The 26,846-nt window shown below is 61.4% G+C and carries 27 protein-coding genes and 1 tRNA gene; 17 read left to right on the forward strand and 11 right to left on the reverse strand.

Annotated elements, in window-relative coordinates:
* Window positions 1-14: 14 nt before the first annotated feature.
* Window positions 15-698, forward strand: a complete 684-nt coding sequence (locus tag ACFQ6Y_RS14575) for a class I SAM-dependent methyltransferase (RefSeq protein ID WP_378633719.1) — start codon at window positions 15-17, stop codon at window positions 696-698.
* On the opposite strand, the gene ACFQ6Y_RS14580 is transcribed toward ACFQ6Y_RS14575, so the two are convergent.
* Window positions 653-2,872, reverse strand: a complete 2,220-nt coding sequence (locus ACFQ6Y_RS14580) for a hypothetical protein (RefSeq protein ID WP_378633723.1) — start codon at window positions 2,870-2,872, stop codon at window positions 653-655. The genes ACFQ6Y_RS14575 and ACFQ6Y_RS14580 overlap by 46 nt on opposite strands.
* A 136-nt stretch (window positions 2,873-3,008) precedes the next feature.
* Here ACFQ6Y_RS14580 and ACFQ6Y_RS14585 point away from each other — a divergent pair, with 136 nt between their 5' ends.
* The gene (locus ACFQ6Y_RS14585) at window positions 3,009-4,862 is read left to right on the forward strand and encodes a glycosyltransferase (protein ID WP_378633729.1); all 1,854 of its coding nucleotides are present in this window, start codon (window positions 3,009-3,011) and stop codon (window positions 4,860-4,862) included.
* A 3-nt stretch (window positions 4,863-4,865) separates the two neighbouring features.
* Here the strand turns inward: ACFQ6Y_RS14585 and ACFQ6Y_RS14590 are convergent, their stop codons facing one another.
* From ACFQ6Y_RS14590 to ACFQ6Y_RS14615, 6 genes are all read right to left on the reverse strand, one after another.
* Window positions 4,866-5,693, reverse strand: coding sequence for a TylF/MycF/NovP-related O-methyltransferase (locus tag ACFQ6Y_RS14590; RefSeq protein ID WP_378633733.1), 828 nt, complete (start codon window positions 5,691-5,693; stop codon window positions 4,866-4,868).
* Between the two features lie 46 nt (window positions 5,694-5,739).
* Window positions 5,740-6,828, reverse strand: coding sequence for a ribosome small subunit-dependent GTPase A (rsgA, locus tag ACFQ6Y_RS14595; RefSeq protein WP_378633738.1), 1,089 nt, complete (start codon window positions 6,826-6,828; stop codon window positions 5,740-5,742).
* A 198-nt stretch (window positions 6,829-7,026) separates the two neighbouring features.
* Window positions 7,027-7,923, reverse strand: a complete 897-nt coding sequence (locus ACFQ6Y_RS14600; RefSeq protein WP_019746444.1) for a glycosyltransferase — start codon at window positions 7,921-7,923, stop codon at window positions 7,027-7,029.
* On the reverse strand, window positions 7,920-8,726 hold the full coding sequence (locus ACFQ6Y_RS14605; RefSeq protein ID WP_050655610.1) for an ABC transporter ATP-binding protein: 807 nt from the start codon (window positions 8,724-8,726) through the stop codon (window positions 7,920-7,922). Before ACFQ6Y_RS14605 ends, ACFQ6Y_RS14600 begins: the two co-directional genes overlap by 4 nt.
* A gap of 10 nt (window positions 8,727-8,736) precedes the next feature.
* Entirely contained in the window at window positions 8,737-9,609 is an 873-nt protein-coding gene (locus tag ACFQ6Y_RS14610) for an ABC transporter permease (RefSeq protein WP_378536604.1), read from the reverse strand.
* 64 nt (window positions 9,610-9,673) lie between these two features.
* Window positions 9,674-10,243, reverse strand: coding sequence for a bacterial proteasome activator family protein (locus ACFQ6Y_RS14615; protein WP_378633742.1), 570 nt, complete (start codon window positions 10,241-10,243; stop codon window positions 9,674-9,676).
* 132 nt (window positions 10,244-10,375) lie between these two features.
* Here ACFQ6Y_RS14615 and ACFQ6Y_RS14620 point away from each other — a divergent pair, with 132 nt between their 5' ends.
* On the forward strand, window positions 10,376-11,578 hold the full coding sequence (locus ACFQ6Y_RS14620; protein ID WP_378633746.1) for a cysteine desulfurase-like protein: 1,203 nt from the start codon (window positions 10,376-10,378) through the stop codon (window positions 11,576-11,578).
* A 15-nt stretch (window positions 11,579-11,593) separates the two neighbouring features.
* Here ACFQ6Y_RS14620 and ACFQ6Y_RS14625 read toward each other — a convergent pair whose 3' ends face one another.
* Window positions 11,594-12,583 (reverse strand): NAD(P)H-quinone oxidoreductase, encoded by a 990-nt coding sequence (locus ACFQ6Y_RS14625; RefSeq protein WP_378633750.1) that lies wholly within the window; start codon window positions 12,581-12,583, stop codon window positions 11,594-11,596.
* Between ACFQ6Y_RS14625 and ACFQ6Y_RS14630 the strand changes: the two genes are divergently transcribed.
* From ACFQ6Y_RS14630 to ACFQ6Y_RS14640, 3 genes are all read left to right on the forward strand, one after another.
* Window positions 12,582-13,820 carry a lactate 2-monooxygenase gene (locus ACFQ6Y_RS14630; RefSeq protein WP_044480920.1) on the forward strand — a complete coding sequence of 413 codons (1,239 nt, stop codon included), beginning with the start codon at window positions 12,582-12,584 and terminating at the stop codon, window positions 13,818-13,820. The genes ACFQ6Y_RS14625 and ACFQ6Y_RS14630 overlap by 2 nt on opposite strands.
* Window positions 13,821-13,948: 128 nt before the next feature.
* Window positions 13,949-14,374, forward strand: a complete 426-nt coding sequence (locus ACFQ6Y_RS14635; protein WP_020968140.1) for a MarR family winged helix-turn-helix transcriptional regulator — start codon at window positions 13,949-13,951, stop codon at window positions 14,372-14,374.
* 51 nt (window positions 14,375-14,425) lie between these two features.
* Window positions 14,426-14,515 (forward strand) — tRNA-Ser (locus tag ACFQ6Y_RS14640).
* A gap of 81 nt (window positions 14,516-14,596) precedes the next feature.
* Here ACFQ6Y_RS14640 and ACFQ6Y_RS14645 read toward each other — a convergent pair.
* Window positions 14,597-15,091 carry a DUF1877 family protein gene (locus ACFQ6Y_RS14645; RefSeq protein ID WP_378633754.1) on the reverse strand — a complete coding sequence of 165 codons (495 nt, stop codon included), beginning with the start codon at window positions 15,089-15,091 and terminating at the stop codon, window positions 14,597-14,599.
* Window positions 15,092-15,342: 251 nt separating this feature from the next.
* Here ACFQ6Y_RS14645 and ACFQ6Y_RS14650 point away from each other — a divergent pair, with 251 nt between their 5' ends.
* The 5 genes from ACFQ6Y_RS14650 (at window position 15,343) to ACFQ6Y_RS14670 (ending at window position 20,387) form a co-directional block, all read left to right on the forward strand.
* A complete protein-coding gene (locus ACFQ6Y_RS14650; RefSeq protein ID WP_223257880.1) occupies window positions 15,343-16,194 on the forward strand; it encodes a glycoside hydrolase family 43 protein in 852 nt (283 codons plus the stop codon).
* A gap of 591 nt (window positions 16,195-16,785) precedes the next feature.
* Window positions 16,786-17,469 (forward strand): MspA family porin, encoded by a 684-nt coding sequence (locus ACFQ6Y_RS14655; protein ID WP_378633759.1) that lies wholly within the window; start codon window positions 16,786-16,788, stop codon window positions 17,467-17,469.
* Window positions 17,470-17,560: 91 nt separating this feature from the next.
* Window positions 17,561-17,953 carry a hypothetical protein gene (locus tag ACFQ6Y_RS14660; protein WP_095969688.1) on the forward strand — a complete coding sequence of 131 codons (393 nt, stop codon included), beginning with the start codon at window positions 17,561-17,563 and terminating at the stop codon, window positions 17,951-17,953.
* 62 nt (window positions 17,954-18,015) lie between these two features.
* Window positions 18,016-18,354: a hypothetical protein gene (locus tag ACFQ6Y_RS14665; protein ID WP_378633762.1), complete on the forward strand. Its 339-nt coding sequence runs from the start codon at window positions 18,016-18,018 to the stop codon at window positions 18,352-18,354.
* Entirely contained in the window at window positions 18,351-20,387 is a 2,037-nt protein-coding gene (locus ACFQ6Y_RS14670; RefSeq protein WP_378633766.1) for a hypothetical protein, read from the forward strand. Before ACFQ6Y_RS14665 ends, ACFQ6Y_RS14670 begins: the two co-directional genes overlap by 4 nt.
* A 50-nt stretch (window positions 20,388-20,437) precedes the next feature.
* Here ACFQ6Y_RS14670 and ACFQ6Y_RS14675 read toward each other — a convergent pair whose 3' ends face one another.
* Window positions 20,438-20,620 carry a hypothetical protein gene (locus tag ACFQ6Y_RS14675; RefSeq protein ID WP_378633770.1) on the reverse strand — a complete coding sequence of 61 codons (183 nt, stop codon included), beginning with the start codon at window positions 20,618-20,620 and terminating at the stop codon, window positions 20,438-20,440.
* Between the two features lie 81 nt (window positions 20,621-20,701).
* On the opposite strand from ACFQ6Y_RS14675, the gene ACFQ6Y_RS14680 reads away from it, so the two are divergent.
* Together ACFQ6Y_RS14680 and ACFQ6Y_RS14685 are read left to right on the forward strand one after the other, a co-directional pair.
* Window positions 20,702-21,103, forward strand: a complete 402-nt coding sequence (locus tag ACFQ6Y_RS14680; protein WP_042950357.1) for a hypothetical protein — start codon at window positions 20,702-20,704, stop codon at window positions 21,101-21,103.
* Window positions 21,104-21,418: 315 nt separating this feature from the next.
* On the forward strand, window positions 21,419-22,096 hold the full coding sequence (locus ACFQ6Y_RS14685) for a hypothetical protein (RefSeq protein WP_378633776.1): 678 nt from the start codon (window positions 21,419-21,421) through the stop codon (window positions 22,094-22,096).
* A 285-nt stretch (window positions 22,097-22,381) separates the two neighbouring features.
* Here ACFQ6Y_RS14685 and ACFQ6Y_RS14690 read toward each other — a convergent pair whose 3' ends face one another.
* Window positions 22,382-22,519 carry a hypothetical protein gene (locus ACFQ6Y_RS14690; protein ID WP_378536644.1) on the reverse strand — a complete coding sequence of 46 codons (138 nt, stop codon included), beginning with the start codon at window positions 22,517-22,519 and terminating at the stop codon, window positions 22,382-22,384.
* Window positions 22,520-22,764: 245 nt separating this feature from the next.
* Between ACFQ6Y_RS14690 and ACFQ6Y_RS14695 the strand changes: the two genes are divergently transcribed.
* From ACFQ6Y_RS14695 to amt, 4 genes are all read left to right on the forward strand, one after another.
* On the forward strand, window positions 22,765-23,460 hold the full coding sequence (locus ACFQ6Y_RS14695; RefSeq protein WP_378633781.1) for an Imm52 family immunity protein: 696 nt from the start codon (window positions 22,765-22,767) through the stop codon (window positions 23,458-23,460).
* Window positions 23,461-23,551: 91 nt separating this feature from the next.
* The gene (locus tag ACFQ6Y_RS14700) at window positions 23,552-23,845 is read left to right on the forward strand and encodes a hypothetical protein (RefSeq protein ID WP_378633785.1); all 294 of its coding nucleotides are present in this window, start codon (window positions 23,552-23,554) and stop codon (window positions 23,843-23,845) included.
* Window positions 23,838-24,551, forward strand: coding sequence for a squalene cyclase (locus tag ACFQ6Y_RS14705; protein ID WP_378633789.1), 714 nt, complete (start codon window positions 23,838-23,840; stop codon window positions 24,549-24,551). The genes ACFQ6Y_RS14700 and ACFQ6Y_RS14705 overlap by 8 nt, the downstream gene beginning before the upstream one ends.
* A 574-nt stretch (window positions 24,552-25,125) precedes the next feature.
* Entirely contained in the window at window positions 25,126-26,805 is a 1,680-nt protein-coding gene (amt, locus tag ACFQ6Y_RS14710) for an ammonium transporter (RefSeq protein ID WP_378633794.1), read from the forward strand.
* The last annotated feature ends 41 nt before the right edge of the window (window positions 26,806-26,846 follow it).

The following is a 26,846-nucleotide window of genomic DNA, read 5'->3' on the forward strand; positions in this document are numbered from 1 at the left end:
GAAAGTGAGTCCCGGTGGCCGAGTTCGAAGATCACACCAACGATCGACGCAAGAACAATCGCGAGAACACCGGCGTTCCTGGGAGAGCCGACATGGCTGACGGCGGTGACACCACCGACACCGAGTACACCGCGAGGTTGCGGGAGCTACAAGGCGCCAGATGGAAGCGCGTCCTGAATGTCCAAGCGCCCTATCAGTGGAATATCAGACGATTCCTCGGTGGCCGGAGAGTCCTCGATGTCGGCTGCGGAATCGGCCGGAATCTGCGTAATCTTCCCCCTGGCAGCGTCGGGGTGGACCACAACGAACATTCGGTGGAGTTCTGCCGATCGCTCGGTTTCGAGGCGTACTCGTCGGCGGAATTTCATGCCGAAAGCGATCCGCGAACCTTCGACGGAATGCTGATGGCGCATCTCCTCGAGCACCTTCCGGCGGGCGAAGCCTCCGGCATCGTCGCCGAGTACCTTCCTTTCCTCGAACCGGGCGCGACAGTCATGCTGATCTGCCCTCAGGAGCGTGGCTTCGCCAGCGATCCCACGCACACCGTCTTCCTCGACGGCGTCGACCTCGAAAAGATTTGTGCGGACAACGGTCTTGTCGTCAGGCGCTCGCTGTCGTTCCCCTTTCCTCGGTGGATGGGGAAGCCGTTCATCTACAACGAGTCCGTGGTGATCGCGGAGGTTCCGTCCAGGCTCTGACGCCTGTCGCGGTAGTAGATCACGGAGAGACCGGCGAGGAGAACGAGTCCGAAGCCCATTCCGACGAAGCCGATCCGCTGTCCTGGAGACCGGAAGTTGATCACGAGTTCGGCGTTGTCCGTGCCTGGCGGCAGATCGACGTAGAGGTACGTTCCGCCGAGACCTTTGGTGGGGATGGGTTCGCCGTCGAGGGTCGCGGTGTAGCCCGGCCATGCCAACCGTGCGAAGACGACGCTGCCACCGCCCGGTGAGCTGACTCGTACACGCTCGCTCTTGACGCTCATGTACTCGGACTGTGCGTCGGCATTGACCGTTGCGGACACCCGGCCCGGTTGATCGGAGATCGGGCCGGCGTCGCGTTCGAGGATGTAGATCTGTTCTTGGGCGACCTCGGGCACGTCTGCCCAGTGCCATCCGGGCGGGGCGGGCTCGTTGTCGGCGCCCGGGTACTGCTTGCGCTGAAGGACGACGCGGTCGAGCAGCATCAGGTCTGCGCTGGTTCTGCCGGTGTATTCGTCCGGCCTGAACACATTTCGATAAGCGTCGTCGCAGGTCGAGCCATCGAATCCCATGCACAACAGTGATGCGAAGTCGGCGTGGCCGACGGGGGTGTACGCGTTCACGTAGTCGAGATCGAGGACCTTCGCGTAGTTTCCGTACACCTGCGAAGTCCACGGTAGTTCGGTCGTTTCGGCATCGATTCGGATCAGCGCGCGATTGCCGAGCTGAAGGGTCGTGCCCGGGAAATCCGGAAAGTTCGCCTTGGCTTCGGATTGGCTGGTCGGTAGGTACCACTTGTTCAGTGCCTGCGGGTACGCGATCACTTGATAAAGGGTCACCGGAGCGATGGTGAGAATCAGTAGACCCGCGATCGCCGGGGCGCCGTACCTACGGCCGAGGTAGATGGCGAGTGCTCCGACGGCGATGATCACGACAGCCCAGGTGAGATGTCGGATGAAGTACTGCGGACCCGAAGAACTGGCGCGAATCATCAAGACGAACACGATCAACGCTGCAGCGGTGACGCGGGATCGCAGCTTGTCCAAAGTCCCGAATCGGCTCAGCAGCACACCGAGCAACACCAGGGAGAACACCGCGACGAAGGGAAGCAGCCGTGCCGGCCACCGAATCTGACCGATGTCGCTGGGACCCGCGGTGAACAGCAGAATGAACGCCAGCAGCAGCAGCGGGGTTACCAAATCGCGCAGCGACCCCTGTGCTTTCCGCCAGCCGATGAAGGCCAGCGCCGGTATCGCGAACCACGCGATGTACGTGATCGGTGCGTAGGTGGTCTCACCTGTCCAGGACTCGATGCTCGAGACCGACGACGGAATGCTCGCTGTGAGTGTTTCGGACCACGGAGCGGTCAGGAAGTTGTCGTTGAACGTGCCTTCTTCGCCGGTGCGCCAGGTGACCGCAGAGGAGAGCAGGCCGGGCAGAAATGTGATGGCTCCGCAGGCGGCGGCCGCGATGCCGACAAGACCGAGCTTCACCGTTGTCCGCCATTGCGGACTGCGGATGTATTCGCCCAGCATCAGTGCCCCGACGGTTACTCCGGCCATCAATGCCGCGTGGACGTAGCCGACGCTGATCGCGAGGTAGAGGAAGACGAACACCGGTATCGGCCCCGACCGGCCGCGGGCATAGCGAATGCCGCTTGCCCATGCCTGCACCACCCACGCCATTCCGATCACCGACGTAACCCACGACGGGTACTCGAAATACAGAGTGAAACCGGCAAAGGGAACTGCGCTTCCGGCGACGGCCGCCCAATAAGGGCGAGCTCCGTATTCGAGACAGACTCGATAGACGCCCCACCCGAGGATGATCGCGAATGCCAGCTTGACCAGCGTGGCCAGTAGAGCGAGATTGTCGACGGACGGTGCGATGTAGTTGATGAAGATCTGTACCGGGTTCCACAGCCCACCCTGGCCTTCGACCGGATAGTTTCCCGCCATCCATTGATCCAGGACCAGGGACGGGAATTGACCCTCTCTCATCAGATGGCCCAGCTGAACCCAGTTGCCGACAGCACCGGATTCGGTGTCGTCGACGTAGAAGTAGCGAGGGTCCACCGTGACGATCGCCAAGAATGCGAGGCACACGACTGCTGGGATCACAGCGCCCCAGCTCCAGCGTTCCCGACGGGTGGGAGCGGGTAGTTCGAGTGTCAAGGGATCTCCAGGTCGCACGGGTGGATGCACCAGAGACAGTAGCCGAGGCCGTGTTTTCGAGTTTCGGGGGCAATTCCACCTCGGATACCCTGCGAGTGACAGGTACAGATTTTTCAAGATTCACGGTAGGAGTCATATGCCCGAGCAGGTAAAGGTGGGGGTGCCGGAGAACGGGCAGGTCAAGGCTCACCGTTTGGTGGTCCAGCGCGGCGTGTTCGTCGGGATGTCGCCGATAGTCAACGACGACCTGTACGTCGAGTTCCGGAAAGGCTCCGGTGAGCGGACCCGGCACCGAATTGCTCTCGACAAGGGCGCGCGGATCAGCACCAACACCTACTTCGGGCGTTTCGCCGCCAGCTACTGGCAGCGGTGGACGACTGTCACCGAGGTCGAGGCATCGCTGCGAATCGAGAGCGAGGGCCGGTTCCGCGTCCGGATGGTCGCTTCGGATATCGCCGGGCATCGCCGCATCCTCGAAACCCGCGACGGATCGGGGTCTTCGGAGGTCGCATTGACCTCACCGTTGGACAAGTTCGTCGACGGCGGCGCCCTGTGGCTCGAGGTGGATTCCCTCGACGCTCCGATGGTGATCGAGAACTTGGAATGGACCGTGGCAGCTCCGGAGACGGTTCGCCCGGTCTCGGTGGCGATCTGCACCTTCAATCGGGCCGACGATTGCGCCGAGACGGTTGCTGCGCTGGCCTCCGACGCTACCGTGCGTGCCCTCATCAGTTCGGTGTATGTCGTCGATCAGGGTAACGACTTGGTGAAAGATCGGGCGCGCTTCGTCGAGGCGGCAGACAAGCTCGGCGACAAGTTGCAGTATCTTCAGCAGCCGAATCTCGGTGGAGCAGGCGGCTTTTCACGCGGATTGTTCGAGGCGACGTCCACGGGGGTGGATGTCGCCGACGTCATCCTGATGGATGACGACATTCTGTGTGAGCCGGAAACAGTGTTGCGCCTCAATGCCTTTGCCAATATGACGGTGGAACCGACTTTGGTGGGTGCGCAGATGATGTATCTGCTCAATCCCGATTTTCTCAATGTCGGCGCAGAAGACGTGGATCTGAAGACCCTGCACCACGGGCAGCGAGTGCCCAAGGCTCTCATCAACACGAGCATGCTCAAGAAGCGCCAAGAGCGTCGAGTCGACGCGGGATACAACGCCTGGTGGACATGCCTGATTCCCGCCGAAGTTGTCGAAGCCATCGGATTGCCCGTTCCGATCTTCTTCCAGTGGGATGACGTGGAGTACGGAATCCGTGCTCGGAAAGCGGGATTCGTCACCGTCACGTTGCCCAACGCTGCCGTGTGGCATGCCGACTTCTACTGGAAGGACTTCGACGACTGGGCGCGCTACTTCAGTACGCGCAACTCGCTCGTCGTCGGGTCACTGCACAGCGACCTTGACACCAAGGGACTCTCACGTCAGTTCTTCCGTCAGATCTCCGAATTCCTCGTCGGAATGCAATACGGCCTGGCATTCACGACGCTGAAGGGCATCGAGGACTACCTCGACGGTCCGGAGGCGTTGCGGGACGGCGGCATCGAGGCGATGGCAAGTATCCGCGCCGGCCGAGCGCAATATGCGGAGACGATCAAACACGACGCTGCCACGGCTCCGGTTCCCTCGAACGAACTCCACACCGAGCGCGCCGGCGGCGAACCGAGCCTGATGCGAGTGATCCTGGCCAAGCGTGCGGTGGACCAGTGGTTGGGTCGCACCCGCGGCGGACTGATCAATATCCCGCGCGAAGACGCGCATTGGTGGCACATCTCGCGGTTCGACCATGTTGTCGTCACCGATGCTTCGCAATCGGGGGTACGCATCCGGCAGAGAGACAAGGCTACGGCGCGCGCTCTCCTTGTCCGAACGGTCAAGCTACTGCGTCGGTTCCAGAAGGAAGCCCCTGCCGTGTCGGCGAAGTACCGTGCTGCGATGCCGGAACTCACGAGTCGAGAGAACTGGGCACGTCTTTACGAGAAGTGATTCTCAGCTGGTGATCTCGACGATGACCTGCTCGTTGTCGACGGTGTACCCGAGATATTCGAACGAGATGCCGGTGCGTGTGACGAACTCCGTCCACGCCCGGTACTCGTGCTGCTTCCATCCGGGATAGTTGAAGAACTCGTCGAAGACGACAATCGACCCGGGTACCAGTCGGTCGCCGAGGAGATCGAGCACCGTCTTGGTGGACGAGTAGAGGTCGGCGTCGAGGTGCAGGAACGCAACGGGGCCGGGTTCGTCGTTCAGGAACGAGGGCAAGGTGTCCTCGAAGAGGCCCGGAACAAGTTGCGCCCCTGGGACTTCGGGGATGAATTCCTGAGCGAACTCGCCGGCCGGGAACCCGGTCCGCCAAGTCTCCGGAAGGCCGGAGAACACGTCGAAACCCGCGACGGTTCCCTCGCGTTCGGTGAATGCCTCCGAGACGATCCTGAGTGTGGTTCCGCTGGCAACGCCGAATTCGAGTGCCATGCCGGGTATTTCGATCAAACTCAGGGCATGGCGAAGCGTGTCGTGCGGGTGGCCGAATGTCTCCGCGACTCGAAGGTGCTCGAGGATGAACTTCGCAGTCGACGCTGTCGCTTCCAGGTCCACGGCGTAGGCCAGATCCCGTCGCTGACGAAATTCCAGCTCGTCGATCCTGGACCGGAGGCCCGCGATGTCACCGCGGGCCCCGGCCAGTTCCTCACGTGAGAGCGTCAGCGCATCGAGGATCTGTTGCGTGCGATCTGCGCTGCGCCGGTCGGCGGCCTCGACCACCTCGGATACCGCACGCTGAAGCTTGGTCCTGGCGCTTGAACGGAACCGCTCGAACATGGCAACCTCTCGTCGGGATCACCCCCATGCTGCCAGGATTCGTTCGCTACCGTTCGCGACCGCGGTAGTGACTCTTGAGTTGTCGGGAGATCACTTTGATCTCCCGCGTCCTCTCTGCCTGCAGACGAGCATCGCTTCGCGCAGCATTCCACGCGTTCTCTCGCTGTAGTTTCCGGTAGCTCGCGAGTCTTCGCTCATCGATATCGCCGCGCCCGAGTGCGCCCAGGACTGCGCATCCCGGCTCGGAGTTGTGTGTGCAATCGGAGAACCGGCACTCTGCAATCAGCTCCTCGATCTCGGGGAACGCCTTGTCGATCCCCTCTGCCGCGTTCCACATCCCAACCCCTCGCAGGCCGGGTGTGTCGATCAGCGTCCGACCGCCGGAGAAGGGGATCAACTCTCTGGTGACGGTGGTGTGGCGTCCCTTTCCGTCGCCGGCCCGAACGCGACCGGTCTCGAGTCGGTTGTTTCCGGTGGTTTCTGTGGGGAGCGCTGTGTCGGCGAGGAGGGCGTTCGCGAGCGTCGACTTACCGGCGCCGGATGGACCGAGTATCGCCACGGTGCCGTCCAGAACTGCATCGAGTACATCCATTCCTTCGTTGGTCTCGGCACTGACGGCCAGCACTGTTGCGCCGGGCGCAACAGCAGAGACCTCGGCGAGAGTGTCGGAGATATAGTGAGCTGCATCGGATTTGGTAAGTGCGACGACAGGTGTCGCGCCGCTCTCCCACGTGAGTGCGAGTAGCCGTTCTATGCGCCCGAGATCGACGTCGCCGTCCGAAGCCGTGGCGATGACGACGGTGTCGACATTGGCCGCCAGAATCTGGCCTTCCGATTTTCCGGATGCCGAGGATCGGACGATACTGCTCGATCGGGGGAGTATCGAAGTGACCGTGTGCATTTCGGGCTCGCGTGAGTCCGGCACCTCGACCACGGACACCCAGTCGCCCGTGCAGAGCGCATCGCTGCCGCTGAGTGCGCGGACGGTGCCTTCGGCGGTGGCCACGTCACACCGCCCGCGGTCGACGCGAAGAACGCGCCCGGGTGCGGAGTCCGGTGAGGCAAGGGTAGTGAATTTATTCGAGAGTGTTGCGTTCCAACCGTATTCGGTCAGGGGCGTGCGGTTTTCCGACATGGTGAGTGTGTCCTCGAGTATGAAGAAGTGTGAATGTTGACGGTGCTGAAACTGCGGAACACGACAGTCATCAATACTCACTCCTCGTAAACCTCGGGACGCACCATGCGTCGGATCAGAATGCTCTCAGCCGCAGACGCGACTGTGCAACTGATTTAAGAGAGATGGGGGTAACTGATTCAACTCAGGACGGCTGACTCAACTCGGGCGTTCGAACTTTTCTTCCCGGCCGAGCTTGCGCAGTCGCATCCACTCGCGCAGTCCTGCCGGATCGCGGCGTGTGATCAGGAAGTACCAGCCGAACCGAACCCATTCCTGCGGAAGCAGTTTCCGCATTCCCGGTTGGGCGAGGATGTACCCACGGTTGCGGTACGTGAAGTAGCGCTTCGTGTCGTTGTCGGGGTACTGCGTGTGCATGCGTCCGCCGAGGATCGGCTTGAACTCGTCCGCGCCGTTGGGGTGGACGTAGGCAGTTTGCAGACAGGTACCGAACTTCAGGCCGGAGCGCACGAGGCGACGGTGTACCTCGACCTCGTCGCCGCGGACGAACAGGCGTAGATCCGGAACACCGACGGCATCGATCGCGTCGGCGGTGAACAGTGCGCCGTTGAAGAGGGACGCGATACCGGGCAGGAGATCCTCGTCGCCGAGTTCGGAACGCAACCGGCGCCACGACGTGCCGCGGCGAAGTGGGAAAGCGAGGCGGTCGGGGTTGTCGATGTCGCAGACGACGGGGGAGACCTCGGCCAGGTCGTTTCGAATTGCACAGTCGAGCAGTGTTTCCAGGACTTCGGGACCCTCCGGGCGCCCGTCGTCGTCTGCGAGCCAGACGCGGTCGGCGCCGAGCGAAAGTGCGTAGAGAATGCCCAGAGCAAATCCTCCGGCACCGCCGAGGTTGTGCTGAGAACCGATGTAACTGGTCGGCAGTGGAGCGTTGTCGACGAGCTCTTTCACATCGGCTTCGTCGGCATTGTCGACGACAACAAGATGGTCGAGCGGCCGCGACTGGGTGCTGAGGACCTTCAGGGATTCGGCCAGTAGTTCACGCCGCTTGTGCGTGACGACGACCCCGATGATTTTCTCGGGTGCGCTCACGGGGTGCTCTCCCGTTCCATTTCCTTGATGACGTGGCGCACATGCTCTGCGGCGTCGTCACCTTCGTAGGCGCGCACGACGTCTTCGATGTCGCCTTGCATGCGGATCTGGCCGTGGTCGATCCACATGGCGCTGTTGCACAGCTGGGCGAGGAATTCGTTGGAGTGGCTGGCGAATACCAGGATGCCGGAGCGTTCCACCAGCTTCTGAAGCCGGATGCGAGCTTTCTTCATGAATTCGGCGTCGACAGCCCCGATGCCTTCGTCGAGTAGCAGGATCTCGGGATCGATACTGGTGACGACGCCCATGGCAACGCGCACGCGCATGCCGGTGGAGTACGTGCGCAACGGCATCGAGAGGTAATCACCAAGTTCGGTGAATTCGGCGATGTCGTCCATTTTCGCGAGCATCTGCTTGCGGGTCTGACCGAGGAACAGGCCGCGGATGATGATGTTCTCGTAGCCGGAGATCTCGGGGTCCATGCCGACGCCGAGATCGAAAACAGGTGCGACGCGTCCGCGAATACTGGCGGATCCTCGAGTGGGTTCGTAGATTCCGGAGAGCAAGCGCAGCAGGGTGGACTTTCCGGCGCCGTTGTGGCCGACCAGCCCTACACGATCGCCCTCTTTGAGGTTCATCGTGATGTCTTTCAGGGCTTCTACGACCACGACATCGGAACTGTTGCGGCCGATGGCGCCACCTGCTTTGCCGAGGAATGCCTTCTTCATCGACCGGGACTTCGCGTCGAAGATCGGGAAGTCGACGCAGGCGTTGTGCGTTGAGATGTTCACATGTTCGGTCATTGCGATGTCCCTAAACCCAGTAGGGCACGCGGGCCCGGTATTTGCGAAGCGCCAGCAAGGCGACGGCCCACCCGACCACGGTGATCGTGATGACGATGTACCAGTGGTAAAGCTCTTGGGGCTGCCCGATCATCGGCGCGCGGACGATGTCCAGGTAATGGAACAGCGGATTGAGTTCGGCGATCTTTGCGCGATCTCGGACGGCGCCGCCCTGAGCCTCGAGGCTTTGCGTTGTCCACATGATCGGTGTCAGCACGAAAAGGAGCAACGTCAGCGAAGACAGAATCGGTGCGATGTCGCGGTATCGAGTGGCGAAGATGCCGAACACGATCGAGACCCACAGTGCATTGAGCACGATAAGTCCCAACGCCGGGATCGCGGCTAGCGACGCCCAGCTCAGATTCCGCCAGACTCCGAACGCGACCACCATGATCACGTAGATCAGGAGGTTGTGTGCGAAGAACAGAATTTGCCGCCACACCAGACGGTAGATGTGCACGCTCAAGGCCGATGGCAGCTGTTTGATCAGGCCTTCGTTGGCGACAAAAACTTCGGAACCCTCGATGATCGAGGCATTGATGAGGTTCCAGACGATCAGGCCCACCGTCACGTACGGCAGGAACTCCTGGAGTGGCATGTCCAACAGGGCCGCGTACAGGATGCCGATGGCGGTGGCCTGCACGCCGGTGGCGATCGTGATCCAGAACGGTCCGATCACCGACCGGCGGTAGCGCTGTTTGATGTCCTGCCAGCCGAGGCTGAGCCACAACTCACGCTGATTCAGACCGTCGCGAAGGTCTTTGAACGCACGACGGAACGTCTGGGAGTCGGACACGGGCGCGGGTGCGCCCGGCGTCTCGGATTCGATTGCGGATGCTGACACGGAGGTCGAGCCTACCGGCCTGGCGTCGGCGCCGGTTTTCCCGCGGACTTCGTGGTGGTCGGGGTTACAGATACTGGCCGGTTCCTGGGCTCTGTTGGTCCGGATGTGCCGGTGAATGCGGAGCCCCGATGCTCATGCCGGGAGGCAGTGCGCCCTGCCGCATTTGTTCGAGCTGAGCGCGCGCTGCCATCTGCTGGGCGAACAGTGCGGTCTGAATTCCGTGGAACAGTCCTTCGAGCCAGCCGACGAGTTGGGCCTGTGCGATGCGCAGTTCGGCGTCGGAGGGAATGGAGTCGTCGGTGAACGGGAGGCTCAGTCGCTCGAGTTCCTCACGGAGTTCGGGTGCGAGGCCCTGTTCCAGTTCTCGGATGGACGACGTGTGGATGTCCTTGAGGCGCTTGCGGCTGGCGTCGTCGAGCGGCGCGGCGCGCACTTCCTCCAAGAGTTGTTTGATCATCGTGCCGATTCGCATGACCTTGGCCGGCTGCTCGACCATCTCGGCGACGGACTCGGCTTCTGTTTCCGCGCCTTCGGCCGTGTCGGAGGCGGCGGCCTGTGCCTCGGCCGCCGGCATCGCGACGGGTCGACCGTCGGGTCCGATAACGAGTACCTGCTCTTTGTCGGGGTTCGTCATGCTTCCATCTTGTCGTGTGTGGGCGACAAACGCCGCTTAACCCCCAAAAAGTTAGCTATCGAATAACTGTACTGGCGGGTAATTGGGTGACTGCCTTCGACTAAGCGGGCGTCTGCACCTAGAGTGTCGAGCATGGCTTACGACGTTGCCCGCGTACGGGGGTTGATTCCCTCACTCGGTGACGGCTGGATCCACCTCGATCCGCAGGCCGGAATGCAGATCCCGGACGCCGTCTCGCGGACGGTCTCCACCGCGTTCCGTGCCTCTGCGTCTTCTTCCTCCGGTCGCCACGTCTCGAACCGTCGTAGTGCTGCCATCCTCGAGAGTGCGCGCACCGCGGTCGCCGATCTGGTCGGCGGTGATCCTGCGGGAGTCGTTCTCGGAGCAGACCGAGCGGTGTTGTTGGCATGGCTCGCCGAGTCGCTCAGTTCGCGTCTGGGCCTCGGAACCGGTCTCGTACTCTCTCGCCTCGACGAAGAGGCGAACGTCGCGCCTTGGCTTCGCGTGGCCAGTCGCTACGGCGCTCAGGTGCGATGGGCCGAGGTCGAAATCGAAACGTGCGAACTCCCGAGTTGGCAGTTCAACGATCTCATCACCTCGACCACACGGTTGGTGGCCTTGACGGCCGCGTCGCCGATCGTCGGTTCGGCTCCGAACGTCCGTGCCGCAGCTGATCGTCTGCACGAATTCGGCGGGCTGATGGTGGTCGACGCCGTCGGAGCAGCGCCATATGCGCATGTGGACATGGCTGATCTCGGAGCGGACATCGTCGCCGTCAGTGCGCCGTCGTGGGGTGGTCCACAGGTCGGTGCGCTCGTTTTCCGAGATCCCGGATTGCTCGACCGAATTCCTGCCGTGTCTCTCAATCCGTATGCCCGTGGCGCCGAGCGGCTCGAGGTGGGCGGTCATCAGTTCGCGCTGCTGTCCGGGCTCACGTCGTCGATCGATTTCCTGGCCGGGTTGGACGAATCGGCAACCGGAACTCGGCGCGAGCGACTGGAAACCTCGATCAGCTCGCTGCAGGACTACCAGGACGGTCTGTTCGATCACCTCATGCGTTCTCTCGCAGCCCTACCCAACGTGATGGTGATCGGCGGCGCACCCACGCGGGTGCCGACGCTCAGCTTCACGCTCGAGGGCATGGCGGCAGACAAGGTCGCCGCGCATCTGGCCGACAAGCGCATCGCGACGGTCAGCGGTACGCACGGCGGTTCCAGGCTGCTCGATGCGCTCGGAGTAAACGACGAAGGCGGCGCGGTCACCGTCGGCCTCGCGCCGTACACGACGCGGTACGAGATCAATCAGCTGGTCGCCGAACTCGGCGCCCTGGGCTGATCGACCCCGCTCGGCTCACTTCACGGTGAGGATGACCTTGCCTACGGTTTCCGGCGAATCCAGCAATTGATGGGCTAATGGTGCCTCGGTGATCGGAAGTTCGGTCGACACGATCGGTTGAACCGATCCGTCTGCGATCAGCGGCCACAGCTTCGCGCGGACGTCGGCGACGATGTCCGCTTTACCGCCCGGGCCGGTGAGCGGACGCCCGCGCAGGCCTGTGGACGTGATATTTCCGCGCTTGCCCATCAGCTTGGCGATGTCGACCTCGCCCTTGCGGCCACCCTGCATTCCGATGATCACGACGTGGCCGTCCATGGCGAGTGCGTTGACGTTGCGTCCGAGGTACGACGCTCCCATGTTGTCCAGAACCACGTCGGCGCCGTGGTTGTCGGTGGCTTCGGCGAGTGATGCTACGAAGTCGCTGTCGCGGTAGTTGATCAGAATGTCCGCGCCCAATTCGCGGCAGCGGTTCAATTTTTCCTCCGAACCGGCGGTAACTGCGACGCGGGCGCCGAGGGCTTTGCCGACCTGGATGGCGTGGGTGCCGATTCCGCCGCCACCGCCATGGACGAGGAGGACCTGCCCGCGTCGGAGACCGCCGCGCATCACAACGTTGGACCACACCGTGCACGCCACTTCCGGCAGGGACGCGGCGACACGGAGATCGACGCCCGCGGGAACCGGGAGAAGTTGTGTTGCCGGGACCGCAACCTTCTCGGCGTAGCCGCCGCCGGCCAGCAATGCGCAGACTTCGTCGCCGACGGACCAGCCCGTGACGTCTTCGCCGAGTTCGGTGATCACACCCGAGCATTCGAGGCCGAGGATGTCACTCGCGCCGGGCGGCGGCGGGTAGAAGCCTTGACGTTGGAGCAGGTCGGCGCGGTTGACGGCGGTCGCGGCGACCTCGACGAGTACGTGCCCGCGAGGTAGTTCAGGATCGGGCTGTTGCGCCCATTTCATGACCTCGGGACCGCCGGGCTGATCGATCGTTATGGCGTACATGGATACGACGCTAGCGAATCTCCCCGCTGACGGGTGTTTTGCCGCTACCGTCGCGGACGTGACTTACTTCGGGAACATGCAGAACGAGATCTATCTGACGGGACTGAGCGGCGCGAAGCCGGCTTTGCCGATGACTGCGGCAGGCTTGGAAGATGCCGCGCGCGAGCAACTCTCACCGGAGGCTTTCGGATACATCGCCGGTAGCGCGTCGACCGAACGGACCGCGGTGTCGAATCTGCGGGCGTTCGACAAGCATGCGATCGTGCCGCGGATGTTGCGGGGGACTGCGGCGCCCGACGCACGCGACCTGAGTGTCGAGGTGTTGGGGACGAGGTTGGCTGCACCGATCCTGACGGCTCCGGTGGGCGTGCTCGGCTTGGTCCACGACGACGCCGAGGTTGCGGTCGGTTCGGTCACCGCCGAGTTGGGGATCGGATCGATTCTCTCGACGGCGGCATCCTCGACCATCGAAGACGTAGCGGCGGCCTCCGGCGAGAACTGGTGGTACCAGCTGTACTGGCCGGCCGACGACGAACTTGCGGAGTCGTTTGTCCGCCGAGCGGAGACGGCGGGCGCGAAGGCTATCGTCCTGACTGCCGACACTCCCGGTATGGGTTGGCGTCCAAGGGATCTCGAACTCGGCCACCTTCCGTTCCTGCAGGCGAAGGGTATTGCAAACTACCTGTCGGATCCGGTGTTCCGCGCCAAACTGGCGACACCGCCCGAGGAGAGTGCAGAAGCCTTGCAGATCGCGGTTCTGACGTGGGTGTCGTTGTTCGGCAATCACGCGGTGCGGATCGCGGATATCGCGAAACTTCGCCAGTGGACGACACTTCCGATCGCGGTGAAGGGAATTGTCCACCCCGACGACGCACGTGAGGCCGTCGCGGCCGGAGCCAACGGCATTGTCGTGAGCAACCATGGTGGGCGTCAGGTTGACGGGTCGATTTCGGCACTCGATGCTCTCGGTCCCGTCGCTGATGCGGTGGGGCATGAGGTGGACATCCTGATGGACTCCGGAATTCGTTGTGGTGCAGACGTAATCAAGGCTCTGGCCTTGGGTGCCGATGCAGTGCTGTACGGGCGGCCGTGGGTGTACGGATTGGGATTGGCCGGAGCGGACGGAGTGCGTCATGCGCTCCGGAGTCTCCTGGCCGACCTGGATCTGACGATGGGGCTGGCGGGGCTGGCATCGGTCGCCGAAATCGACCGTTCGATCCTGATGTCCAATTCGTGACTTTAGGGTGAGTCTTACTGTGACGGGCGGACACAGGTCTAAACTTGGAACCTGTGACAGCTGAAGCGACAACCGAGGAGACATCGCAGGCGGCGCACGGTGAGACACCGTGGCTGACGCCATGCGAGATGCGTGCATGGCGCGGCTACATGGACGGTAATCAGCGCCTCATGGAGGTTCTCAACCGCGAACTGCAGGATTCACACGACCTGTCGTTGGCCGATTACCGCATTTTGGTCATGCTCTCGGAGTCAGCTGACGGGTCGTTGCGGATGAGTGACCTGGCAGACGGCGTGCTGTCTTCGCGGAGCCGCCTCACGCACCAGATCAGGCGGATGGAATCTCAGGGCATCGTCGTGCGCGACACTTGCGTCGAAGATGGTCGCGGCGTGCTCGCGCGGATCACGGAAGAGGGTAGGCGTCGCCTCGCCGAGGCGGCACCTACTCACGTGGCCGGGGTTCGGAACAATCTGGTCGATCTGCTGACTCCCCAGGAACTGGACGTGCTGGCAGACGTCTTCGAGAAGGTCGACAAAGCCATCGGCGAGCGCTGACTTCTGGAGCCGTTTTCGCGGTCCGTGGGAACACCCGATAGGATTGCCCACGGAAGCGTGGCAGAGCGGCCGAATGCACTCGCCTTGAAAGCGAGCGTGGCGTTAAACCCACCGGGGGTTCAAATCCCTCCGCTTCCGCCAAAGCAAAGGCTCGGACCTCGGACTTCGGTCCAGGTCAGAGCCTTTACTGTTTTCGGAGTCACACTGCTCGGGTAGTGGGCGTCAGAACCGCACGGTGAATACGACGTGGCGACGCTCTCGGGCCGCGCGCTGGAAAAAGTCCGCCACTTCCCGAAGCCAGCCCCAGGCGTACCCGCGCTCGTCGGAGCCGTACTCCGGGTTGCGGTCGTCGAGTGGCATCGCGTCGTAGCGCACGCCGAACTCGGATTCGGTGATTTCCGCCAGGTACGAGGAGACTTCGGCGACCCGATCGGGTGCCAGGTAGGTGACGAGTTGGTCGTCGGTGTCGGTGTTGAGGTCTTCGTCCCCCAAGATCACGCCGTAGGCCGGCCAGTTCTCGGACACGCGCTCGTACCCCGTGCTGGAGAGGGCGCACAGGATCGGATCCCACGCCTTGTCCGTGTCGCACGAGAACTCGGATCGGCCCGTCTCCTCGATGTCCTCGACCACAGCGCCGAGTTTGTCGTCGTCGCCGCGCGCGTCCAGAAGTTCCGCTGCCACGCTGTCTGACAGCGCGAAATGCACCCCAAGTTCCATGGCGTGATGCTAACGGCTGACCTTGCCGGCGTCCCGCCGTCACTACGGGACGAATCGCCTCAGGTAACGATCCTGCTCTGCCTCCGGCCGAAGTTACCCATGGTGGGCCGGCTGTCGTACATACTTCATCGGTGATTCCGACAAAACGGACCGGCCTTTCTGTTGTATCGCTGGTGATCCTCGTCGTCGCGGGGTTGCTGGTCGCAGCCCCTGCCAGTAGCGCCGCGCCGCCGCCTGACTGGAAATACACAATGGTGGCGTTCAGCAATGCCAGCGACCGCGACATGGATGTCTACGAGTCGGCTGACGGCACCGGCTTTCAGCTCGTCCAGCAGTCGGCGTACAGGCCGCCGTCTGGGCTCGTGCGTGATCCGAGCATCTTCCGGAACACGGACGGGTTGTACTACCTCACCTACACGACGGGTGGTGGGGCGAACATCGGGTTCGCACGCAGCAGCGACCGCATCAACTGGACGCCGCTGGGGAACTATCCGGTTCCGTTTTGCTGCGCCTTGATGCCTGGCACGGGAGATGGCACCGGTTCTGCGAGCCCCCCGGGCTTCTCGGGTTCGGCCGGTTTCAGCGACGGACCGTCGCTGTCACCATTCGTCACCAAGGCCTGGGCGCCTGAATGGTTTGTGGACGGCGATCGCGTCAACGTCATCCTGTCGATGTCGACCGGTGGAGGATTTGTGCCGTATCTGATGACGGCGTTGGAACCGTCGCTCCGGTTGTGGAGCCCGCCTGTTCCGCTCGCCGGGATCGGTGCGGACCACATCGACACCACCGTGGTCAAAGTCGGATCGACCTATCATGCGTTCACCAAGAACGAGACGAAGAAGGTCGTCGAGCATGCGGTCGCTCCTTCGGTGACGGGACCTTATTCGTTTGTCCCGCCCGGAAATTGGGGTTCGCTTGTCGAAGGTCCGGCCGTGGTTCAGTTGCCGAGCGGCGACTGGCGGATCTATCTCGACGCCTATACCGAAGGAAAGTATCTCTACTCCGACAGCACGGACGGGCTGAACACCTGGTCTCCGGTGCAAGAGGTCCCTGGGGTGTCCGGGACTGCACGGCATCTCGGCATCATGAGAGAACCGGCATAACTTTCGACCCCGAGTTGGTAGGGCTCTGATCAAGGACTCCGGTCTTGGTCAGAGCCTTTTCTCGTACTGGCGTACTACTTGTGTGCGTCGTCTGCATGAATCAGTGATTGACGAGCTAACGATGCGATGTCAGTGGGTCCGACGAGTTCGCGCCGACCACGAAGTGAGTATCTCCGCGTGAACCGTGCAGAGTTGCGCTCCTAGGTCCCCGCTCGGGCGCCTTGATTTGCGATCGATTGCCAAGTAATGCCTGTTAGTTTCATATTCAAGTACGCGCACTGGCTTGATGCCCGCACTTTCGGCCTCCAACTGCTCTGAGGCCCGCGAAATGCAAGTTCGATTCGATTTGCCGCACCGTTTCTGAGGGATCTTCTCGTCCGCAAACGGTGACCTTGCTCATAGTGGGACCTAGGTCCTTTTCGCTGCTGATAAGCCTGTCGATATATATCTGTTACCGAAAGTTCACCCTAAATCCAAGATGGGGGAGATGGCGCGCTGGCGGGCAAACAGGACGATTGGTACCGTCCGGTAACTAATTCAGTTAGTTGCCGGCTACCGCTCTGGTTGCTGTGTCACGTGGAGGAGCAGTTCATGTCAATCGAATCGCAAAACGGCGTATCCCATCGTCGATCGAGGGCCGCGGTAGGGCTCGCGGCGTGTGCGGTTGCCGCGCTGTCATCGGGTGTTGTCTTCGCAGGGAGCGCATCGGCAACGCCAACGGCGTTGGCGGACAAATTCGCGAGCACGGTCACCGATGACGACTGGTCGTTGGATCTTGCCGCCACGAAACTGTCGGCGAACCCGGTGCCGAATCTGGCGACGACGGCGTTCACCCGTGAGGGGTTCGTGTCGGCGAAGGTGACCGGCACGATCGGCGGTCAGGGTGATTCGGCAGTGAAAACCGGTTATGTCGAGCAGGGGTTGCAGATCGGCTGCCAGATCGATGTCTCCTCCGGACTTGGCTTGGGGCTTGGCTTTTCGCTCGGTCCGTCTGTCGGTGTGAGTATTTCGGGTGTCCCGTCGGCGAACGTGGGTGTGAATGCGTCGGTGAATCCGAGTATTCAGTCGACGATTGCGCCGGGCACGATCACGACGATTCCGTTGGGGAAGAAGGATCTCGAGTCGTCGAAGGCGTCGATCACCGCGGAGAACGTGCACGTGAAGGTTGATGCGTGCATGGGGCCGGTGACGATTCGCTCGTATGCACAACTCTCGGTGTCGACGGCGACGTCGGACAACACGTTGTTCGTGTACTCCGATCCCACCTGGCTCTGACCCTTGCACACTTCGCCGGCGCTGCTGGCGAGTAATTCCTGATCCGTCCCGTCCCGGGGTGGTTACTCATCACGCTCACAAAGGAGAAATCATGAAGATTCGTACCTTGGCCACTGCCGGAACCCTCACCGCAGGTATCGCCCTGATCGGTGTTCTCGGCGCCGGCGCGGCATCTGCTGCAACTCCGATTGTGCAACCGGAACATGGCCGGATCGGACTTTCACTTTCGAATGCCGAAACGGCGGCGCTGGCGGCGAGCCCGATTCCTGATGCGATTGCGAACATCGTTCCCGGTTCGCTGAGGGGGGTCTGGTTGGCGCCTGGTTCCGCGATAACTGTTACCGATGGCAAGGTCGACGCCCTCGAAGGAGCTGTGCTCGGTGAAGCAGCAGCGCGTGGTGGGCATGCCAATGTCTTTGTCTCCGACCCGAATCACCCCGCCAGTGAGGGGCACATAGTGCTGACGGAGCAGTACTGGAACTGATACCAGGCCGAACGCCGGCGACCCGTTGTCCTTGCTCTCCCTTCCTATTTGGAGTTTCAGCCATGACCGTCAACAACGCCGAACGCCGCAGTGTCCAGTCGGAATCCACTGCCGTCGATAGTAAAGACGTTGCAGACGTTGATGACTGGGATCCGGACAGTGAACTCAGTCCACTCTCCAAGGCTGTGATCGCTACGGCAGTTGGGCTGGGGTTGCTGATCGCGGCATTCGCGGTGATCGGGAAGCTCGCCGGCTGGGCGAACGACTACGGGACGGTCCTGGTTTACCTGGCGTTCTTCTTGTGGATGTCGATCTCCGGACGGTTGTTCTGGTGGGGCGCAGACAAACTCATCGCGCTACTCCGAACGAAGAAGAGTGACAATCGTGGTGCGCACCGGTGAAGTCCGGTAGACGACTTCGCCGGACTCTCGCGGGAGTGCTTGCCGCTGGGGCGCTTTTGACCGGAGCGGCCGGAGCGATCGGTGCGGGAATTGCACTCTCCGCCGCTCCGGCGAACGCGACGCCGGAAGAAGACTGCGCGGCGGTGCGGGCACGTGATCATCAGATCTACCTGAATCTCATCGCCTCACTGCCACCTGGCGCACCCATCCCGCCAGAGTTCATCAACCCGTGCCTGAGCGCGCCGTCCACGACGGCGACAGCTGCGCCGACGACCACCGTCGGGCTCCCCGGTGCACAGGCTCCAGGCGGTGGCCCGAATGTCGGGGCCAATACTCCGACGAACTTTCCCACCTACAACGGCACCCCCATCGTCCCTGTGCCGACGATCGAGGTTCCGCCCATTGCTTCCGAGTCCCCGGCCTCGGAAACTGGTGTCGGTGCATTCCCCAATGCATCGGCATCAGCGGTTCCCTCACCCACACCCACCCCGGGTGAGGGAACCACCACCGATCGTGGTCCCGGACCGATCCCCCCGGATTCGGATTCGAATATCGCACCGGCCCAAACGGTTCCGGACCCGGCAGTAGATGTTTCCACAACCGGGGAGGACTCGGGCCGTGACCGGTATCTCGAACTCACCCTGATCGGCGCTGCGGCGTTCACCGCTGCGGGTATCGGAGTGCGCGGGCGGCCGGGACCGTTCAGTGCGCGTGTGAGCGCGCGTCCGTGGGAGTCGGTTCTCTCCCAGGTAGTCGGTACGGTCGCGAAACCGTTCATGCCGTATTTCGTCGGCGGTCAGGACGTCGTGGTCATCCCCGACCCAGGTGGCGGACAACGCACCATCTTCCTCATTCACGACGAAACCTCCTCGCATGAAGCTCAAATGGTGGTCGACCTACCGCCCGGCGGACACATGAGCATCAACGACGACGGGTCCGTCGGTGTCTACGACGCGAACGGAGACTTACGGGGCACCGTTGCCGCTGCGTGGGCGTACGACGTCAACGGCGATCCGGTTCCCACCTACTACGAGATCCGTGACGGCAAGCTCTACCAAGTCGTTATCCCGACCCCGGGCGTCATCTACCCGGTCACCGCTGACGGCCCCTACGGCGGCAGCGACCCGGTCACCGGACGAGACATCACCGCTACACCCCTTCAAGGCGGCGGTGAAGTGGTTAACCAGTCCGGCGGACCGGTCATGGTCAACGTCCCGACAGACTCCCCCTACAACGACGTCGGCGGGATCGACCCACTGGGCAATCTCGACATGGATCCGCCGACGCAGCCGGCACCGACAACGCCTCTGCCGTTCGATATCGGATCGCCGACCGACTCGGGCACCGATACGAGCGAGCCTCCGTGGAACCCACTCGACAACCTCGACATGGAAACGCAGACGCAGCCAGATCCTCCAATGGAACTACCATTCGGGATCTTTGACTCTGATCCCAACAACAGTTTGATCAGCCCCGCGCAGAGGGCCGCGAACCAACGGGCGCTCGCCCATGGCGACGTACCTGCTGACTTCACTGGCAACGTCCCTCTGACCGCACAGCAACAACTTGACGACCTGCAATGGCAGGTGGATCAGATGCGAGACCGCGGCTATACAGATTCCGAGATCGCGACTGTCTTGAGTAAAGGCAGCACCGCGCTCGGTGGCCCCGCCTCGGGCTTGCAATCTGCGGGCGCCCTTGCGAACACCGGTGTGCATCATGCTGGTTCGCTCCCGAGCGCTGCGCAGGCCGCTCGGTCGGCGGCGGTGGGTACTGTTTTAAGCAGATTATCGGTGGCAGCTGAGGTTGCCTCGGGTGTCATCAATTGGCGCGAAGGCGCGCCACGTGGCGAAACTGTGGGAAATTCCGGTGGCGCAATCGCATTGGGATGGGCAGGCGGCAAAGGTGGCGCCGCACTCGGCGGGTTTCTCGGCGGCCCGATAGGTGCCGCAGTCGGGGGCGGAATCGGTGCAATCGGAGGATCGCTACTCGGGGCATACTTGGGTACCCGGGCAGGCCGATCATTTGATTGAAGCCTTAGACAATGATCGATCGCTCCAAGAGAAGGGACTGAGACCGTGCATTACCTGCTGATCGCTGCCATTGCGTTCTGCCTAGCCTCGGGGGTGCTGTCGGCGCTTGATGCCGCAGCAGGCAATCCGATGCGGGGCGCGATAACCTTGGCCTTTTCGTTGACGGCTGCGAGTGGGATGGTCTTCCTCGTGACTGACAATTCGACCACCCGGATCGGCGCTGTCGCGGGCACTGCGGCGGTCCTCGTTTTGCGTTTTCTCCCGAAGAGTTCCATATACCGACGACACACCGTTCCTCAAGCGGAATCGGCACCATGACCACCTTTTATGCGATTTGTGCGATTACCGCAGGGGCTGTGGCGTTGATCGTATCCACGCCCTACGTGATGTACCGCAGTCATGCGAGAACGATCTACTGGAGTTCGTCGATCCTGACCATCGTTTTCGCTTGGCTCACCGCTCCTCAGCGGTCGATTCTCGGACCTGTCCTCTTGTGCGGTTTCGCTGCTGTGTTCGTGGCGTGGTGGTGGACCCCCTTCCTCACGCGAAGGCATCCCACCGGATTCAACGATGTTTTCGGTGCTTGGCTGACACGGGCGCTATACCGCGAGCAGAAGGATGCACCTCCGGTAAACAGGTACGACAAACTGCACTACAAAGACACTGACCGCCAAGCACGAGATACCGATTCTGACGGAAATCAGGTGAACACCTGAGCCGGCGCGTAGAGCGCTTTGACGTGACGTCCTCGATACCACCCTCGCGCGTACCCGAACAGCTTGTAGTGAGATGCCATGGGAAAACAGTACTTTCCACATGGCGGCGTACACCTGCCCGGTTTGCGCAAGCTGTACAGCAACCAGGATGATCGATGGCTCGAAGATGCTCTTCGCGCAGCCCAATTCAGTAGCTGTCAGCGCCATCGCGAGCGGTAGTCCTCTTCCCTTAGTCCCTGCAGCTCATCCCATTTTTCGAGCATCCGCCTCGTCTGGACAGTTGATGATATCTAATATATTAAATGGAGTTCAGTAGTGGATCTGGTCAAGATTTCGCGGTATGTCGACTCGCCCGTGCTTGTGGAGATTGACGACTTGACACCACTTGAACGTATGGCGCTTCCGAATTATTGGTTGGATGCACTAAATGGTGACCTTGCAGCTCGAATTTCGGGGATATTGGACCAATGGGATGTATTTGGGCGACCGATATTGGGCGACACTTACAGAAACATTAAAGAGAATCTATCCGATGTTCGGTTGCTCAGGTCTGAAAATAGGTTCTTTCTTCTATATAAAATTAAAATGGCAGACGGGACCGATCTCTACTATTTGGGTATGCCACCGGTAGTGGATGGTGATGAACTTCCAGGGTATTGGAATGAATTCCCCCCCAGTCTAAAGAATTTTTATTCAAATTTGCACAATGGTTGGTACTATATTGCCGGTAAGACCGTCGGGCCACTGCCTCTTGAAGATATGTTTCGAATTGACAGCTTTGAATGGTCTATTCTGGACGGGCTGTCCCCTGAAGAGTACCCAGATCCGGCTCGTTGCATCGCGACATTCAGATCGGGCGGCGGCGGTTATCTTTGCTTGTACTTTGGTGAGGAATCGACAAGGGGTGTTGTGTGGTCATCGACGGAACCCCCTGAACTGGTCGATTACTCCACTTACCTTGATATCTGGACCAACGTCGGACTCGGTGCCTAGAGCCTGCGCCTTGGATATCCAGACTGGAGACAGTCTAAGCAATTTGTGTGCGGTCTTGCCCCACGTGGCACGTGCCTGGGATCCAGTCTCCAAAGAGCAGATGATCAATTTGTCTGACCAAAAGGGATCTCAAGGTCATGATCGGTTTCGGGGGGTACCTCACGCATCGACTCGTTTTCCTGCACCATTGCCGACGAATCGCTGATTGCGCTGGCGTTAAGGGTCGTACAGGGGCTGGCCGATATCTGGGACTCTCGCGTCACCGTGCTCTACCACCGGACCGAATCATCGCCTCAGCGCAAGGTACCCGGCGACGCGATCGTGGGCAGTTGCACCTACTTCGGCCTTGAGTTGCTGATCGACGAAACACAACTCCCGCCCCAGGGTGGAGGCTTTTCCGTACAGGAACAGAACGATCGTCATCCAGCGTGATCCAAGCGCCCAGTGGGCCGCCGACGATATCCGAAGCATCCGCGTTGCAGCAGGATTGCCGACCGGAACGACCGGAGGTGCGTCTACCCAAGGTTCACGAGGGCTCTGGCACCCTAGACTTGACACCAGGCGTTCCCGCCCAGCTCACGAATGTGATGGCGTCTCCATCTTCCTCTGACGTGGTGACGACCGCCGAGCGTGGGCTCCTAAGTTCAATGGTTGGAAAGGGCGGGGCGATGAGCATGTTCGGGCGGCGGCCGACTTTAGCCGGATATTGGGGGACACGGGTGCAGTCGAGTCAGGAAGTGGCGCAGACGATGCGGGCCTTCCTCGACGATCTGGAAGCGATCGACCCGGGGTTGGCGTTGCCGTGGGTCTCGACTGCCGAGTTCGACAAGGTGCCAGCAGATCTCAGCGTGGACGGGTTGGTGCGAATCTTCGAGCATTCCCGCTCGAAGGAGATGGGGTATTCGGACACTCCGGGACCGGGCTACGACGTCGACTTGTCGCCCGAAGACGGGACCGCGCGGCGGATCATCGCCAGGGTCGGCGGGCTGGAAACCAGTGCCCCCAACAGTGTCCGGGTGTCGTTGCCGACGGAGAAGGATGTTCCCCCCGAATTGCGACGGTTGCTCGAACCGGATGTCGGGGACGCGATCATGAAAGTGATCGTCAAGCATTGGGAACCGGATCGGGCTCGGTGGAGCATCGGCGACTACCTCGATCTGCAACCGCGAGTTAGAGGTCAGATCCAGGTGGGATGGGAAACGTACTTCCATTCCGGAGTTACGTTCGATCGCAGCGCGCTGCCCCAATCTGCGGCGGTAGAGGAACTGCCCACTGGCACGTTGATTCGGTTGGGGGACAAGCCAATGGAGGTCGCTGCCGCCGACATCGTGGCGGTGCGAGCGGCGTTGGGTTACCGGGTGTAGGCCCGCAACGGGTCCGGAATTCACCATTGCATCAGACGTCGAGAAGTGCGTTAACCGGATGGCCTGCTTCGCCTTTCGATAGTATTGCCAGATGGCACCCCGAACCGACTTGCTCGCGTGGCTCCTCGATTCGGATCCGGCGATTCGGTGGCAGGTGGAGCGCGACCTGCTGAACGAAGCGCCCACTGTGTGGGCGGCGACGCGCGCGTCGATCGCTACCAATGGATTTGGTGCACGCCTGCTTTCGGTCATTGCAGGACCGAGACGGCCAATGGGCGGGTGGGGCGTTCTTCCCGTCAGAATTCGGCTTTGCGGGACCCGAAGCAGCAGAACAAAGTTCGCAACCCTGGACGGCAACAACCTGGACGCTCAACTCCTTGCGTGAGTGGGGCCTCGACGCCGGTGTTCTGCGAAAGCGTCGTACCGCAGAACTGCTCGCGGCGAACTGGCGCTGGGAGTACGTGGGCCGGCCGTACTGGGGCGGCGAGGTCGATTGCTGCATCAACGCCTGGACGGTGGCAAACGGTGTGTGGCTCGACATGCGCGTTGATGAACTGGCTGATTGGTTTGTGCAGCATCAACTTCCGGATGGTGGGTGGAACTGCGAGTGGATCGAAGGTTCGACGCGATCGTCGTTTCATTCGACCCTCAATTCACTCAAAGGGCTTCTCGCGTACGAGATCGCGACCGAGGGTACAAATGAGACGTGCGCGGCTCGACGATCCGGTGAGGAGTTCTTGCTGCAGCGCGGGCTATTCCGGAGACTCTCGACCGGCGAACCGGTGGGGCCCTGGGTCGGCCGGTTCGCGTACCCGTTCCGGTGGCGATACAACGTGCTCAACGCGGCCGAGTATTTCCGTGAAGCGTCGTTGTTTGACGGTATTGACCCGGATCCGCGAATGGCGGACGCAATCGAGATGATCCGGGCCGCTCGCGCCTCGGATGGGACGTGGCTCCAGGCCGGTCGCCAACCGGGGCGGGTGTGGTTCGAGGTCGACGCAGAGGTGGGGGAGCCGTCGAAGTGGCTGACTTTGTCCGGTATGCGTGTGCTCGACTGGTGGGATCAATCCTCCCTTCGGGATACTGCATAACAAAAGCGTTACAGCAAAAGTCATTCATCGCTAAAGGTTATCGAAAGGTGATCTCCGATATTTCAGTCGAATATCCAGTCTGGGATGAAAGCTGTATTAACGACAAGATTGCCCTCAGTGGTGTAATGGTTAATCATCTGAACAAGTGAGAAGATGTTTGGCGAAATTACCTACCCGATTGGATAGGTGGGGCACCGACGTTGGTCATCAAGAAAGGCTCTCGCGGCTGTCTCGGTTAGGGAGCTAAGTCCCGAGATGGAAGCGGCATTTGTCCAACGAAAGCCGCGCTCACCTGCGGCGACTTTCCCAATTTCGTGAAACTCAAACCACTTTCGACGAGATTTAATCCCTCAATTGTAAGTTGTGGAGCGTCCGCAATGTTCAGGCAAAGTCACATCTTTTCCCAGAAGAATGATCTACTAAACGTGAAAACCGGATGTTCCCCCGATTTTGCTCAGAAGGTGCAACTATGGGGCGTAGCGTAACTGTCGCAGCGAACCGGAACGTCGCGAATTGCTGCTCTAACCAATGACTTTGTTCAGGTCCGAATAATGCTCGGAGGTCGTCGATGTCGATGGAAATGGTGTTAGCAGAAGCAGTGATAGACAGTGGGGACACGGCGTGGGTGCTGATCTCCGCGGGCCTGGTTCTGTTCATGGTTCCCGGACTCGCGTTCTTCTACGCCGGTCTGGTGCGCGGTAGCAGTGCGCTCGTCATGCTGCAGCAGAACCTCGTCCCACTCGGACTCGTCTCGATTACCTGGGTCGTGTTCGGATACAGCTTCGCGTTCAGTGGAGACTGGGGTTCCGGCTTCCTCGGTGACCTGAAATTGTTCGGCTTGCAGGACATACACACTGCCGCCGCCCCGGGCTTCCACCTGATCGAAGGTGCAGTCGCTGTACCGACTCTGGCGTTCGTGGTCTATCAGATGATGTTTGCGATCATCACGCCCGCGCTGATCACCGGTGCGACCGCAAACCGGCTCAAGCCCTTGGGCTGGGCCGTTCTGCTCGTGCTGTGGTCGATCATCGTCTACCCCCCGATTGCGCACTGGCTCTTCAACCCCGAAGGCTGGTTGGCGCTCCGCGGAGCTCAGGACTGGGCCGGCGGAATTGTCGTCCACGCATCCGCCGGCGCCGCCGCCTTGGCAATCTTGCTGGTGGTTGGTAAACGTCCGGGATGGCCCAACGCCGAGGCAGTCCCTCACTCGGTACCTCTGGCGTTGATCGGCGCAGGCATCCTGTGGTTCGGCTGGTTCGGATTCAACGCAGGCGACGGATTGGCCGCCGATGGTGTTGCGGCACAAGCCTTGATGAACACTCACATCGCCGCAGCGGGCGGCATGGTCGTCTGGCTCGTCATCGAAAGGTACACCGAGGGCAAGGCCACGGCGATCGGTGGAATCACCGGCGCGGTAGCCGGTCTCGCGACCGTCACCCCCTGCGCCGGCTTCGTCAGCACCTTCTCAGCGTTGGCGATCGGGGCGCTTGCCGGACTGGTCTGCCACTTCGCGCTCGCGCTCAAGTCGATCTTCAAGTTCGACGACGCGCTCGACGTCATCGCGGTCCACTTCATCGGCGGCATCCTCGGTTCACTCCTTCTCGGTTTGTTCGGCGAAAAGGCGATCAATTCGATCGGCCGCGACGGACTCTTCTTCGGCGGCGGCGCCGGGCTACTCGGCGAGCAGGCGCTGGCGTTAATCGTCGTCATAGCTTTCTCGTTCGTGGTGACCTGGCTGATCGCCACGGGCATCGAGAAGACCATCGGTCTCAAGCTGGCCCCGAAAGACCAGGTGGACATCGACCGTCGTCAGCAAGGCATGGACGCGTACCGCTACAACGCCGCATTCGTCGACGCAGGTGGTGCGCCGCAGACCAGCGGGTTCGACTCGGGCGTCCTGGTCGACGGGGCAAAACTTGTTCCGAACCTCGGCGCCCCGAAGCACGAACTTATCACCGCGGTATTGCAGACTATCGAGTCCGAGAAGCTACGGGAGGCGCTGCTGGCTGCCGGAGCGGAGTCGATAGTCGTATCGGAAGCGCATGTCTCCGCGAGTGACTCGGCCTCACTCAAGTTCCGCGGGCAACGCAACGACGTCGTGTTCACAGAGCGCTTGCGTGTCGAGGTGTTGGTCGCCTCGGAACATGCCCAGGCGGTTCTGGACGCGATCAACGAGTACTCGGGCGGCAGGAGGAGCGGTTTCGTCCAGCAAGCGGCCGAACCTCTCACCGAAGCGACGGAACAGGGGAGCTGACATGTATTCGACGACAGGGAGTTACCGCATGATCGACAAGG

The sequence above is a fragment of the Rhodococcus sp. NPDC056516 genome, from assembly GCF_042794655.1.
Taxonomy (GTDB): Bacteria; Actinomycetota; Actinomycetes; order Mycobacteriales; family Mycobacteriaceae; genus Rhodococcus_F.